Below are 12,839 nucleotides of genomic sequence, written 5' to 3' on the forward strand. Positions count from 1 at the left end.
GTGTTTTTTACTAAATTATCCACCTACACGTTTAACAGAGAAGCCTTTATCTTTCAATATTGCCATGATTTTATCTCTATAGTCTCCTTGAATAATAATTTTGCCTTCTTTAAAACTACCGCCAACACTCAATTTTGTCTTTAATTCTTTGGCTAATTTCTTAAAATCTTCATCGGCACCAGTGTATCCTTCTAAAATGGTAATTGGTTTACCTTTTCGCTTTTCGTACTTGCAAATGATAGGGTCATCTTGAAGCCAAATAGGATTATCCGCTTTTTTTTCAACGGGGGTTTCCTCTGGTTGGTGCTCTGGAAATAGATTTTTTAACTGGTCTTTAAGATCCATATAGACTATTTTTTGATTAATCCTAAATCGATTAATCTTTCATGTAAAAATTCACCTGCAGATATATCTGTATACAGTTTAGGGTTTTCATCATCAATGCAGTTCTCTAAACAGTTTAAAGACATTTCACTCACCGGATGCATAAAAAACGGCACGGAGTATCTTGAAGTTCCCCATAATTCTCTTGGTGGGTTTACTACTTGATGTATTGTAGATAGCAATTTGTTATTAGTAAGGCGAGATAGCATATCGCCTACGTTAATCATTAACTGATCAGGTCTTGCAATAGCATCTACCCATTCGCCATCATGGTTTTGAACCTGAAGTCCTTTACCATGTGCTCCCATTAACAATGTAATTAAGTTAATATCACCATGCGCAGCAGCTCGTACTGCATTTTTAGGTTCTGAGGTAATAGGTGGGTAATGTATAGGACGTAAAATTGAATTTCCATTTTTAATATAATTATCAAAATAGAATTCATCTAAATTTAAATGTAAAGCCAGCGCACGTAACACGTATCTCGCTGTTTTCTCTAGCATTTTATAGGTTTCTTTTCCTACTTTATTAAATTCAGGTAATTCTTTAACCATTACATTGGCAGGGTATTCCTTTTCCAATTCATCATTATCCTCAACATATTGTCCGAAATGCCAAAACTCTTTTAAATCGCCTTCTTTTCTGCCTTTAGCATGTTCTTTACCGAATGAGGTGTAACCACGCTGACCGCCAATACCTTCAATCTGGTATCCGTCTTTTACATCCTCAGGTAAATCGAAGAATTCTTTAATATCACTATATAAGGTATCTACTAATTCTTCAGACAAAAAATGTCCGCTTAAAGCAACAAATCCGATTTCTTCAAAGGCTTTTCCGATTTCATTTATAAACTTTAGTTTTCTTTTTGGGTCTTCCGAAAGAAAATCCGACAAATCAACACTAGGTACTAAGCTCATATTATAAAGATTTTACGTAAAATTAATAATTATTGTCGATTTAATAGCGTTGTTGTATTCTATACTTTCTAGATACATTTTTGTTACATTTATAATTTAATATCCAAAACTGACCTTATCAATGAATTATACCGATTTTAAAGTAGCAAAAGATGTTAAGTTAAAGCTTTATAAATCAATACTTAAACCTCGCATGATAGAGGAGAAAATGTTGATTCTATTACGACAAGGTAAAGTCTCTAAATGGTTTAGTGGTATTGGTCAAGAGGCAATATCGGTTGGTGTTACCACTGCCTTAAACAACGATGAGTACATATTACCTATGCATAGAAACTTAGGTGTATTTACAACAAGAGAGATACCATTGTATAGGTTATTTACGCAATGGCAAGGAAAAGCAAGCGGATTCACCCAAGGTCGCGATCGTAGCTTTCATTTTGGTACACAAGAGTTTAAGATTGTAGGTATGATATCTCATTTGGGTCCGCAACTAGGTGTTGCAGATGGTATAGCCCTAGCTCATAAATTAAAGAATGAAAAGAAGGTGACTGCCGTATTTACTGGAGAAGGAGCCACAAGTGAAGGTGATTTTCATGAGGCTTTGAATGTAGCTTCCGTTTGGAGTTTACCTGTTCTTTTCTGTGTTGAGAACAATGGTTACGGATTATCAACACCTACTAACGAACAGTTTAAATGTGAAAACATCGCAGATAAGGGAGTTGGCTACGGCATGGAATCTCATATTATTGATGGTAATAATATTCTTGAAGTTTATTTTAAAGTAGCTCATTTAGTTAGGGACATGAGAATTAACCCGAGACCGGTCTTGTTAGAATTTAAGACTTTTCGCATGCGCGGACACGAAGAAGCGAGTGGAACAAAATATGTACCTCAAGAGCTTTTAGATACCTGGGCAGAGAAAGATCCATTAGAAAATTACACTCAATATTTATTAGGTGAAAGTATATTATCAGATGAAAGTATAGCAAAGTACAAAGCAGATATTCAATCTGAAATCGACGAACATTTAAAAATCGCGTTTGCAGAAGAGGCAATTATACCTGATCAAAGTAAAGAATTAAGTGAGGTTTATCAAAAATTTGATTTAAAAGAAGTTGAACCTAGTAAATTTGTAACCAAAATTCGCTTGGTAGATGCTATATCGGAAGGATTAAGGCAATCGATGAAGAAATTTGACAACCTTGTAATCATGGGTCAAGATGTTGCCGAGTATGGTGGCGTATTTAAGATTACAGATGGCTTTGTAAATGATTTCGGTAAAGAGCGTGTACGTAATACACCTATTTGCGAATCGGCAATTGTATCTGCCGCGATGGGCTTATCTATAAACGGAATGAAGGCTGTTATGGAAATGCAATTTGCAGATTTTGCAAGTAGTGGCTTTAACCCAATAGTAAATTATTTAGCTAAAAGTTTTTATAGATGGGGAGAGAATGCAGATGTTGTAATTCGTATGCCTTGCGGTGGCGGAGTATCTGCTGGTCCGTTTCACTCACAGACAAATGAGGCCTGGTTTACTAAAACTCCCGGTTTAAAAGTAGTGTACCCAGCATTCCCGTATGATGCAAAAGGCTTATTGGCAACTTCGATAGAAGACCCAAATCCGGTGTTATTTTTTGAGCATAAAGGTTTGTATAGAAGTTTTTACCAAGAAGTACCTGTTGACTATTACACATTGCCTTTAGGGAAAGCATGTCTTTTAAAACAAGGTGATCAAATAACTATTGTTACTTATGGTGCAGGAGTACATTGGGCTTTAGAAACATTAGAAAAGAATACAGAAATACGTGCAGATCTATTGGATCTACGAACGTTACAGCCACTAGATGTCAAAGCAATTTACGATTCGGTAAAGCGAACAGGTAAACTAATTATATTACAAGAAGACAGCCTTTTTGGTGGTATCGCCAGTGATATTTCAGCAATGGTGATGGAGAATTGTTTTGAGTATTTAGACGGTCCTATAAAAAGGGTGGGTAGTTTAGAGACACCGATTCCTTTTAACACAAAGCTTGAAGAGCAATACCTGGCAAAGTCTAGGTTTGAATCTGATTTAAAAGAACTTATGGCATATTAAGTAAATCCGTTAAGAAATATGTTAAAAGAGGTAATAGGTATTTATATTTAGCAGCATCTTTGCAATGTTATTTGGTCGAATAAATAGAATTTATCCATCCAAAAAATGACAAGCAACGTATATAGATCAAACCTAAATTTTTTACTTATGAAAAAAATAATTTTACTTTTTAGTATTGTACTTTTTATAACCTCATGTTCCGTGTCTAAAGATGCTCGAGGAAAAAGAAATCTACTAAGTGGTACATGGACTTTAAATGATGTTTCCTTTGAAGGTAATACTGGTAATGTGAAGGCGGTGTTATTTAATGATGTAGAAGATATATGTCTAGAAGGCAGCGAGTGGTTCTTCCGTGATAACAATAGTACTGGTAGATACACTATTGACCAATCTACATTTTGTACCGGTGGTGACCGTTATATAAGATGGTCGGTTGTAGAACGTGAAGAAAACTACACAAGCCAATTACAATTCAAATTCATTAACGAAAAAAATCAAGATATTTCTGGAGGTGCGGGTTATCGTTTAAATATTGAAAACCTTACCGAAACAGCTATGATATTAAAATCTAATGTGATTGTAGAAGGTGCTCCAATAAATGTTGTTTACCAATTCAGTAAAAAATAAACCTACTTAAATTTTAAAATAAGCATATGAAAACAATGATATTACGTAGAACAAGTTACATTCTAGCTCTTGCCTTGGTAATGAGCTGTAGTACGGTTAAAAACGCAAATAAAACACAAAAAGGAGCCGTAATAGGTGCTTCAGGAGGCGCTTTAATTGGTGGAATCTTAGGGAATAATGTTGGTAGCGGTAATAATACGGCTCTTGGTGCCATTTTAGGTGCTGCAATAGGTGGTGCTGCCGGTGGTTATATCGGAAATAAAATGGATCGTCAAGCAGAACGTATTGAAGAAGAAATACCTGGAGCAGAAGTAAAGCGTGTTGGTGAAGGTATCAACGTAACCTTTAATGAAGAAGCTGGTGTGTATTTCGATACCAACAAATCTAATGTCCAAGGCACATCTGCAGTTACTTTAGATAAATTAGTAGGTATATTTAAAGAATATCCTAAATCTAATATTTTAGTTGAAGGACATACCGATAGTGCTGGTGCAGAGGAGTATAATTTGAACCTATCTAAGCAAAGAGCAGAATCTGTTACGAGCTATTTAATAAGTCAAGGTATAGATGCTAGCCGTTTTGATACGAAATGGTATGGTGAGACACAACCAGTAGGTGACAATACAACAGCAGCTGGTAAAGCTAAGAACAGACGTGTTGAGTTAGCTATTGTTGCTAGTGAGTCTTTAAAACAAGAAGCACAGACACAAACGAACTAAGAGATACAAATTTTAGTATTGAGTTAAAATAAAAGCCCTGCACTTGCAGGGCTTTTTTGTTTTTGGTGTAACTTCCATGCAGTGAAAGAACACGGCATACTTATTATTGGAGGTGGACTAGCTGGTTTGACTGCTGCTATTCATTTGGCTTCGGAAGGATTGGATGTTGCTGTGATTGAAATGCAGCAATACCCGCATCATAAAGTTTGTGGCGAATATGTATCTAAGGAAATTGATCCGTATTTAAAACGGTTAGGGGTAGACCTAAAGGCTGAAGGGGCTAAAGATATTTCACAATTTAAAATAAGTACGGAAGACGGATTTATCGTTGAGACCGATTTGCCATTAGGCGGATTCGGCATAAGTAGGTATGCGCTTGACAATTTACTCTTTGAACGTGCAAAAGAGCTTGGAGTCGTTTTTTACTTCGAGAAGGTTATAGCAACCGCATTCAAGAATGATGTTTTTACTATTACTACCAAGTCTAATAGCTATTCTTCTAAAATTGCCATTGGAGCTTACGGTAAACGATCGGTCTTAGATAAAAATTTAGATAGAGCGTTCAGTAAGAAAAAACAGTCGTGGCTGGCGGTAAAGGCACATTATGAACTTGAAGATTTTCAGGAAGACCTAGTGGCGCTACACAATTTTAATGGCGGTTATGGCGGACTTTCAAAAACGGAAACCGGAGTAGTTAATTTTTGTTATCTCGTTAATTATGAAAGTTTTAAAGAATATAAAGATATTCAAAGTTTCAATAAAGAAGTAGTTGCCGAAAACCCATATCTAAAAGAGTTTTTATCAAATGCAAAGCCAATTTTTGAGCAACCTATGACCATAGCCCAAATTGCCTTTGACGAAAAAGATAATGTCGTTGATCATATGCTTATGTGTGGCGATACGGCAGGTCTAATTCATCCACTTTGTGGTAATGGTATGGCAATGGCTATTCATAGTGCTAAGATTGCATCTGAATTTGTATTGCAATTTTTTAATGAACCAGATTACAAACGAGATGAATTGGAAAGGGACTATAAAAAGGCATGGTCAAAAGCTTTTAGTGCTCGTTTATGGTTTGGCAGAAAATTACAGTCCGTATTAATGAATAAAAGATTAGTTTCAATGGGAATTAAATCTGTCGGAAAATCAAAAACAATATTGAAGTTTATTATTTCTAAAACCCATGGAGAATTAATATCGTAATGGTAGATTTTACACAAAGAAGTAGTGAAGTGGAGATCATGGATACCTTTTCGGGTACCACTAATGAGCTAGAAACCATTCTGCAAGACATCAATAGGGTAAATAGGTTACTTGGGGGTTATGGTATTACATTAGATGCTGTATTTGAGTTACTTGAAAAAAATAAACAAGAATCGTATACGATTTTAGATATGGGTTGCGCTGAAGGAACCATGCTTAGAAAGCTGGCGCTAGCGGCTAGAAAGAAGAATATAAAACTCAAATTGATTGGAGTGGACTTTAATGAACAAGGATTGCAATTAGCAAAACAATATTCATCTGATTACCCTGAGATTAGTTACCTGAATACTGATATTTTAAGAACCGATTTTTCTGAATGGAATGTTGATGTGGTTATGACGACATTAACCTTGCATCATTTTACAGATGAAGGTGTAGTGGAGTTTGTAAATCGTTTTGTAGAAATAGCAAAGTTGGGGGTAGTAATTAATGATTTGGAACGGAGCCCTATTGCATATTATTTGTTCAAAGCATTTAGTTTGTTTTTTATCAAAACTGAAATTGCCAAGAAAGACGGATTATTATCTATCCGCAGGGCATTTATAAAGAAAGAATTATTGCGTTTTGCTGATCAAGTTACTAATGCCTCTCATTATATTAAATGGAAATGGGCCTTTAGATATGCATGGGTTTTACAAAAGAATTAAGTAGATTGAAGATTAAGAGCAACTATGAATCATACAAGAATTGTTAGTGTTACGAAAGAATTACCACCGTATTCAAAAGATACCAAGGATATCATTCCCCTTGTTGAATTTTGGTTGAGCGGTCAAGAAGAGCGTTTCTCTAGAAAGGTCGTTAAGATATTTGAAGGTGCTGCGGTAGACAAGCGGTATTCCATCATGCCGCCCGAAGATGTGTTTGTGACTACTTCTTTCGAGGATAAGAACAAGATTTATAGTAAAGAAGCCAAACGTATGGGTACGAACGTGCTTAGAAACGCGCTGCAAAAAAGTAATTGGAATGCATCTTCAATCGATTATATTATTACAGTTAGCTGTACGGGTATTATGATTCCGTCTTTAGATGCGTATTTGATTAATGAATTGGGTATGCGTCAAGATGTGGTAAGACTTCCGGTCACTGAAATGGGTTGCGCTGCAGGAGTATCTGGGCTCATATATGCGCATAACTTTTTAAAATCAAATCCTGGTAAACGTATAGCTTTGGTTGCTGTTGAGAGTCCCACGGCAACTTTTCAGTTAGAAGATTATTCGATGGCAAATATGGTAAGTGCTGCAATTTTTGGAGACGGTGCAGCTTGTGTGCTACTATCGTCAGAAGAAGATGCTGTTGGTCCGAAGATAATAGGGGAAGAAATGTATCACTTTAAAGATGCTACCGAAATGATGGGTTTTGATTTAACCAATCACGGATTAAAAATGATTCTTGATCCGGCTGTACCAGAAACGATATCTAATCATTTTGCAGAAATTGTACATCCGTTTTTAGAAAAGTATGGTAGTGACATTCAGAATGTAAACCATTTAATATTTCATCCCGGAGGAAAGAAAATAGTACAAACCGTAGAATCGCTATTTGGTGCACTAGGTAAAAATATAGATGATACCAGAGAGGTGTTACGACTTTATGGAAACATGAGTAGTGCTACTGTTTTATACGTGTTAGAACGTTTTTTAGAAAAAGATATAGCAACAGGAGAGCAAGGGTTGATACTGAGTTTTGGTCCCGGTTTCTCGGCACAACGCGTATTGATAGAATGGTAGCTTAAGTAAACGACAACTATGAAAAATACCTATTGGGCTTTAATATTGGGAGGAAGTAGCGGACTCGGACTCGCCACCGCTAAGAAATTGGCTAGCCATGGCTACCATATTTTAATTATGCACCGAGATCGACGTGCAGCCATGGATGAGATTGAAAAAGGATTCGATGAAATTCGTGCCTTTGGTAATCAATTGATAGCAATGAATGTAGATGTTTTAAATGCTGAAAAACGAGCAGATATCATTTCTAATATCCAGCAACAGTTACCAGAAGGTCATCAGATTAAGGTAATGGTACATAGTGTAGCAAAAGGAACACTTAAGCCCATGTATTCAGAAAGTAGACCAACCTTGGTCGACACCGATTTTAGAATCACTTTCGATGCCATGGCGTTGAGCTTGTACGATTGGACAAAAGCACTGGTTACGGCAAATTTATTTGCAGACGATACGCGTATAGTTTCATTTACAAGTGAAGGTAATACCAAAGCATTACCAAATTATAGTGCCGTTTCAGTGGCTAAAGTAGCTTTAGAAGCGCTGACCAGAAGTATTGCGTTAGAATTTGCACCAATCGGTATAAAAGCAAACTGCATACAGGCAGGCATTACGATGACCAAATCGTTATCTATGATTCCCGGTTACGAGCAGATTAAAGAAAATGCATTAAAGAGAAATCCGCAGAACCGCTTAACCACTCCTGAAGACGTTGCAAATGCGGTGTACTTACTAACAATGGATGAAGCAAGTTGGATTACGGGAACCGTCATAAAAGTTGATGGCGGAGAAAGTTTGATGTAATAAGAAAGATGATGAAGGAATCTTATAATTGGATATTGAACCAACTACCGTATTCAGAGCCTTTTCTATTTGTGGAAGAGATATTGAATATTAATGATAAAGGCGCTGAGGGGAATTATACGTTTTCATCAGATGCGGATTTTTATAAAGGACACTTCAAGAATAATCCCGTAACACCGGGAGTAATTTTAACAGAATGTTGCGCACAAATTGGCTTGGTCTGTTTGGGTATTTATTTATTAGGTCAAAACTCCGGACTAGAAAATGTAGGTATCGGTATGAGTAGCTCTCAAATGGAGTTTCTGCAACCCGTATTTCCTGGAGAACGGGTCAAGGTAGTTTCTGAATTGGTATATTTTCGATTTCAGAAGCTAAAATGTGAGGTAAAAATGTATAACGAAAATGATAAACTGGTCTGTAAGGGAGTTTTGGCAGGCATGATAGGTGTAGCAAATGAATAGACGCGTAGTTATTACAGGCTTAGGAGTATGTGCACCAAATGGTGTAGGTTTCACCGATTTTACAAATGCGTTGTTAGAGGGTAAAAGCGGAATTCGGCATCAACCAAATCTAGAGAAGCTAGGTTTTGGATGTCAGGTTGCTGGTGAGCCGTTGGTGAAAGACAATCTCATAGATAATTATTTTACTCCATTAGAACGTAGAGGATTAAATGCTACAGGAATTGTATATGGAGTAATTGCAGGAATAGATGCTTGGAAAGATGCCGGACTAGAAGAAAACATGACCGATGAACCTAGTTGGGATCGCGGAATCATTTTTGGTACCGGAATTTTAGGAGTCGATAAGTTTAGGGAAGCTATTCATTTAATAGATGAAGGAAATGTACGTAGACTTGGTAGTACTTCAGTTATTCAGACTATGGCAAGCGGCATAAGTGCCTATTTAGGCGGATTATTAGGTTGCGGAAATCAAGTAACTACAAACTCTGCAGCATGTACAACAGGTACAGAAGGTATACTAATGGCGTATGATCGTATTAGTCAAGGTAAGGCAGAAATCATGTTGACCGGTAGTTGTAGTGATAGTGGTCCGTATGTATGGGGTGGCTTTGATGCTATGCGTATTTTACCAAGAGGCTATAATGACAATCCGACGAAAGCAAGTAGACCCATGAGTGCCACTGCAGCAGGATTCATTCCTGGTAGTGGAGCAGGAGCATTGGTATTGGAGTCTTTAGAAAGTGCTCAAAAACGAGGTGCCCATATTTATGCAGAAGTATTGGGAGGTGAAATTAATAGCGGCGGACAATTAGGAGAAGGATCCATGACTGCACCAAATAGTATTGCGGTACAACGTTGCATACGAAATGCAGTGACTAATGCAGGTATTGAAGCTTCGGATATTGATGTCATTAACGGACATTTGACTGCAACTACTAAAGACGGACTAGAAATAGAAAATTGGAGTAAAGCGCTGGGGAGAGGACATGACGATTTTCCGTATATCAATTCCTTTAAAGGTTCGGTAGGTCATTGCTTGGCAGCGGCAGGTAGTATTGAAAGTGTCGCCACGGTATTACAGTTTAAAGAGCAGGTAGTTTTTAAGAATGTTAACTGTGACGATATACATCCTGAGATCTCAAAGCTGATATCTGACACCTGTATTCCGAGAGAAACAAAAAATCATGCTCCGAAAGTAATCGCAAAAGCAAGTTTCGGATTCGGAGATGTAAATGCTTGTGTTATATTTAAAGCGTTTTCAAAAGAATAATCAAAACTATAATAATACCAAAGAGTATTTTAATTGAACTTATATATGCTTAAAGAAGAAAAATACGAAAAATTAAAAGATATCATTAAAATCTATCTTCCCGAAGACGTAGCGGTTACTGATATTAAGCAAGATAGTCACTTCATGAATAATCTAAATATAAATTCTGCAAATCTTGTAGATATTGTATTAGACGTAGAAGACGCTTTCGACATTCGCTTAGAAAATGATGATATGGATCAGATGCAAACAGTCAATGATGCCATGGCGATTATCGACGCCAAGCTAGCAGAAAAGTAATATTTTAAATAGCTTTAAAAAGAACTATTCTTTATCCTTAATTAGCATTGACGCTAAAATTCCCGATACCAATGCCACTGAAATAACAGTCAGCGATACCCATTCAGGTAAATGTATGTAATGGGAGAATAACATCTTTAGTCCTACAAAAGCAAGAATAACGACCAAGCTGTAATTGATGTACTTAAATTTCTCTAGCATTCTAGAGATTAAAAAGTACATAGAACGCAAACCTAAAATAGCCAAGATATTCGAAGTAAAGACAATAAACGGATCAGCTGTAATTGCCAGGATTGCTGGTATACTATCTAAAGCGAAAAGAATATCGGTAAGTTCGATAACAATAAGTGCTACAAATAGGGGAGTAGCAGCATTGAGACCCATTCTCTTTACAAAAAAATCATGACCGTGCATGGTAGAAGTTACCGGGTATATTTTTTTGATTTGTTTAAATACGAAAGAGTTCTTAGGATCAAAGTCATCGTCATCACCTTTTAACATGTTAAATGCAGTGTATAGTAAGAATACGCCAAACACATAAATGATCCATTCAAATTTGGTGATTAGGGCAACTCCGAAAAATATCATCAATGCTCTAAATACAATTGCACCAAGAATACCCCAAAACAATACACGATGTTGATATAAAGGCGGAATCTTAAATGATGAGAATATAACGGCAATTACAAAAACGTTGTCTACACTTAATGAAAGTTCAATAAGATAGCCGGTAATATATTTTAATACGGCATCATTGGGTGTTAGACCAGTTGGGTTGGCAATTATTTCTGCACTGAATAACCAATAGATAACGCCGCTAAAGGCAAATGCAACGGTTACAAAGATAGCCGTCCAGATTCCTGCTTCTTTAGATTTGATTACATGTTCATCTTTATGAAAAACACCTAAATCTAATGCAAGAAATATAAGTACGAAGGCAATAAAAATAATCCAGACTATCATATAGAATTTTTCAAGATGCAAAGGTATTAAAAATTGACATTACCTATTTCAATTCTTTGAAATGTTGGTGAATAGGCAATCAATTTACAAGTACATCCTATTATATTACAAATTTGAATTAATATCTCTTCATAGATTGATGTTTTCATTCAAAATAGTAATCTGAAAAAGCAGAATCTAAAATTAGAGCGTATCCCTGTTAAAAAACAGAGGTCAGCAGCTTTATTCAAATTAACAAGGTTACGGTGTATTTGCGAGTTAATTTTTTAAAATACTGAAAATCAGATGGTTTAAGTGAGCGATTTTGGTTTATTGTATAAATTGGATAAACGAACTTGTTTATCCGATTAACTGCCATTTTATTTCATATTCAAAGGAAAATCCGATTTTTTAGCTTAATTTTAAAGTAGAACAAGCTATTAAAATGAAAAAACTAACCATTTTTTGTGGTTTTTTGCTATGCTGTATTTTGAGCATGCAAACTGCCGAAGCACAAGACTCTTTGCGGTCAGATGTTAGAGTAAAACAACGTATGCTTTTAAATCAATTTGAATCTGATTATGTATTAACCGCTTCTGAGCGTGTGGCATTAAAGCAGAGTCGTATTGCATATCAATTGCGTATGAAAGAAATATTAGATACTATTAATATATCTGATTCAAGAAGAAAACGCTTAATACAAGAATTGAAGAAAAACCCATTTTCTGAACGGGTTCAAACCGTGATCGCCAATCACACCGTTTCTGATGATACTATAAAACAATAAAAAAAATGCAGTCTAATGAGACTGCATTTTTGCTTTTCTTTTTTCCAATTGTCGTTGTAAATCTTCTATAGATGAAGCAATTGCTGCTTCAAAACTAGCAGAAGACGACTGTGCGAACAGGCGAGGACCTGGTGCACTCAAGCGTATATTACATACCATACCTGAATCGGGGGAAGAGGTATTCTCCTTTTTAAAGAAAACATCGGATCTTACAATAAAATCGAATTTATCCAATAATTTCTCTAATTTCTCAGCAGCCATTATCTCTAATCGGTTGCTTGCTTTTACATCGTCGTATTCAAAATTGATATTCATAAGCTAAAAGTTTAGTTTAAGGTACTCATTTCAATGATGCATTGCAATTAAAAAATTCTTAATATTTTTCATTAAGTAAGTTAAGAATATCTAATCCTTTTGTTTCTATAAAGTTAGCAAAATCGGTACCAATTTAAAATTAAGTTAAACTTACACAAACATAATTTAAATATGCAGTCTTTATCTTAAATTGAAGTAGTTTTCCCACAATTGTGTTTTTAAATCTAC

At 35.9% G+C, this 12,839-nt stretch carries 15 protein-coding genes; 11 read left to right on the forward strand and 4 right to left on the reverse strand.

The window, feature by feature from the left end; translation table 11 throughout:
- Positions 1–15: 15 nt before the first annotated feature.
- Complete coding sequence (locus QSV08_RS04610; protein ID WP_324026992.1) at positions 16–345, reverse strand: translation initiation factor; 330 nt, start codon at positions 343–345, stop codon at positions 16–18.
- Between the two features lie 5 nt (positions 346–350).
- Positions 351–1,301, reverse strand: coding sequence for an isopenicillin N synthase family dioxygenase (locus QSV08_RS04615; protein WP_324026993.1), 951 nt, complete (start codon positions 1,299–1,301; stop codon positions 351–353).
- Positions 1,302–1,422: 121 nt separating this feature from the next.
- Here QSV08_RS04615 and QSV08_RS04620 point away from each other — a divergent pair, with 121 nt between their 5' ends.
- From QSV08_RS04620 to QSV08_RS04665, 10 genes are all read left to right on the forward strand, one after another.
- Positions 1,423–3,399 (forward strand): alpha-ketoacid dehydrogenase subunit alpha/beta, encoded by a 1,977-nt coding sequence (locus QSV08_RS04620; RefSeq protein ID WP_324026995.1) that lies wholly within the window; start codon positions 1,423–1,425, stop codon positions 3,397–3,399.
- Between the two features lie 147 nt (positions 3,400–3,546).
- Positions 3,547–4,026 (forward strand): hypothetical protein, encoded by a 480-nt coding sequence (locus QSV08_RS04625; protein ID WP_324026997.1) that lies wholly within the window; start codon positions 3,547–3,549, stop codon positions 4,024–4,026.
- Between the two features lie 26 nt (positions 4,027–4,052).
- Positions 4,053–4,745: an OmpA family protein gene (locus QSV08_RS04630; protein ID WP_324026999.1), complete on the forward strand. Its 693-nt coding sequence runs from the start codon at positions 4,053–4,055 to the stop codon at positions 4,743–4,745.
- 81 nt (positions 4,746–4,826) lie between these two features.
- The gene (locus QSV08_RS04635; RefSeq protein ID WP_324027000.1) at positions 4,827–5,948 is read left to right on the forward strand and encodes an NAD(P)/FAD-dependent oxidoreductase; all 1,122 of its coding nucleotides are present in this window, start codon (positions 4,827–4,829) and stop codon (positions 5,946–5,948) included.
- A complete protein-coding gene (locus tag QSV08_RS04640) occupies positions 5,948–6,655 on the forward strand; it encodes a methyltransferase domain-containing protein (protein ID WP_324027001.1) in 708 nt (235 codons plus the stop codon). The genes QSV08_RS04635 and QSV08_RS04640 overlap by 1 nt, the downstream gene beginning before the upstream one ends.
- 24 nt (positions 6,656–6,679) lie before the next feature.
- Complete coding sequence (locus QSV08_RS04645; RefSeq protein WP_324027003.1) at positions 6,680–7,735, forward strand: type III polyketide synthase; 1,056 nt, start codon at positions 6,680–6,682, stop codon at positions 7,733–7,735.
- A gap of 18 nt (positions 7,736–7,753) precedes the next feature.
- On the forward strand, positions 7,754–8,536 hold the full coding sequence (locus tag QSV08_RS04650; protein WP_324027005.1) for an enoyl-ACP reductase FabI: 783 nt from the start codon (positions 7,754–7,756) through the stop codon (positions 8,534–8,536).
- 8 nt (positions 8,537–8,544) lie between these two features.
- Positions 8,545–8,997: a FabA/FabZ family ACP-dehydratase gene (locus QSV08_RS04655; protein WP_324027007.1), complete on the forward strand. Its 453-nt coding sequence runs from the start codon at positions 8,545–8,547 to the stop codon at positions 8,995–8,997.
- Complete coding sequence (locus QSV08_RS04660; protein ID WP_324027009.1) at positions 8,990–10,267, forward strand: beta-ketoacyl-[acyl-carrier-protein] synthase family protein; 1,278 nt, start codon at positions 8,990–8,992, stop codon at positions 10,265–10,267. The genes QSV08_RS04655 and QSV08_RS04660 overlap by 8 nt, the downstream gene beginning before the upstream one ends.
- Positions 10,268–10,312: 45 nt before the next feature.
- On the forward strand, positions 10,313–10,567 hold the full coding sequence (locus QSV08_RS04665) for an acyl carrier protein (RefSeq protein ID WP_324028350.1): 255 nt from the start codon (positions 10,313–10,315) through the stop codon (positions 10,565–10,567).
- Between the two features lie 24 nt (positions 10,568–10,591).
- On the opposite strand, the gene QSV08_RS04670 is transcribed toward QSV08_RS04665, so the two are convergent.
- Entirely contained in the window at positions 10,592–11,530 is a 939-nt protein-coding gene (locus QSV08_RS04670; RefSeq protein WP_324027010.1) for a TerC family protein, read from the reverse strand.
- Positions 11,531–11,954: 424 nt separating this feature from the next.
- On the opposite strand from QSV08_RS04670, the gene QSV08_RS04675 reads away from it, so the two are divergent.
- Entirely contained in the window at positions 11,955–12,296 is a 342-nt protein-coding gene (locus tag QSV08_RS04675) for a hypothetical protein (protein WP_324027011.1), read from the forward strand.
- 12 nt (positions 12,297–12,308) lie between these two features.
- Here the strand turns inward: QSV08_RS04675 and hpf are convergent, their stop codons facing one another.
- Positions 12,309–12,611: a ribosome hibernation-promoting factor, HPF/YfiA family gene (gene hpf, locus QSV08_RS04680; RefSeq protein ID WP_073244581.1), complete on the reverse strand. Its 303-nt coding sequence runs from the start codon at positions 12,609–12,611 to the stop codon at positions 12,309–12,311.
- Positions 12,612–12,839 lie beyond the last annotated feature (228 nt).

Origin of the sequence: Maribacter sp. BPC-D8, from assembly GCF_035207705.1 — a bacterium.
In the GTDB taxonomy this organism is placed as follows: Bacteria; Bacteroidota; Bacteroidia; order Flavobacteriales; family Flavobacteriaceae; genus Maribacter.

What these genes read in the sequence shown, in the direction of transcription:
- QSV08_RS04610 (WP_324026992.1), bottom strand. Translation starts at nt 345, where the DNA reads ATGGATCTTAAAGACCAGTTAAAAAATCTATTTCCAGAGCACCAACCA.
- QSV08_RS04615 (WP_324026993.1), bottom strand. Translation starts at nt 1,301, where the DNA reads ATGAGCTTAGTACCTAGTGTTGATTTGTCGGATTTTCTTTCGGAAGAC.
- QSV08_RS04620 (WP_324026995.1), top strand. Translation starts at nt 1,423, where the DNA reads ATGAATTATACCGATTTTAAAGTAGCAAAAGATGTTAAGTTAAAGCTT.
- QSV08_RS04625 (WP_324026997.1), top strand. Translation starts at nt 3,547, where the DNA reads ATGAAAAAAATAATTTTACTTTTTAGTATTGTACTTTTTATAACCTCA.
- QSV08_RS04630 (WP_324026999.1), top strand. Translation starts at nt 4,053, where the DNA reads ATGAAAACAATGATATTACGTAGAACAAGTTACATTCTAGCTCTTGCC.
- QSV08_RS04640 (WP_324027001.1), top strand. Translation starts at nt 5,948, where the DNA reads ATGGTAGATTTTACACAAAGAAGTAGTGAAGTGGAGATCATGGATACC.
- QSV08_RS04645 (WP_324027003.1), top strand. Translation starts at nt 6,680, where the DNA reads ATGAATCATACAAGAATTGTTAGTGTTACGAAAGAATTACCACCGTAT.
- QSV08_RS04650 (WP_324027005.1), top strand. Translation starts at nt 7,754, where the DNA reads ATGAAAAATACCTATTGGGCTTTAATATTGGGAGGAAGTAGCGGACTC.
- QSV08_RS04655 (WP_324027007.1), top strand. Translation starts at nt 8,545, where the DNA reads ATGATGAAGGAATCTTATAATTGGATATTGAACCAACTACCGTATTCA.
- QSV08_RS04660 (WP_324027009.1), top strand. Translation starts at nt 8,990, where the DNA reads ATGAATAGACGCGTAGTTATTACAGGCTTAGGAGTATGTGCACCAAAT.
- QSV08_RS04665 (WP_324028350.1), top strand. Translation starts at nt 10,313, where the DNA reads ATGCTTAAAGAAGAAAAATACGAAAAATTAAAAGATATCATTAAAATC.
- QSV08_RS04670 (WP_324027010.1), bottom strand. Translation starts at nt 11,530, where the DNA reads ATGATAGTCTGGATTATTTTTATTGCCTTCGTACTTATATTTCTTGCA.
- QSV08_RS04675 (WP_324027011.1), top strand. Translation starts at nt 11,955, where the DNA reads ATGAAAAAACTAACCATTTTTTGTGGTTTTTTGCTATGCTGTATTTTG.
- hpf (WP_073244581.1), bottom strand. Translation starts at nt 12,611, where the DNA reads ATGAATATCAATTTTGAATACGACGATGTAAAAGCAAGCAACCGATTA.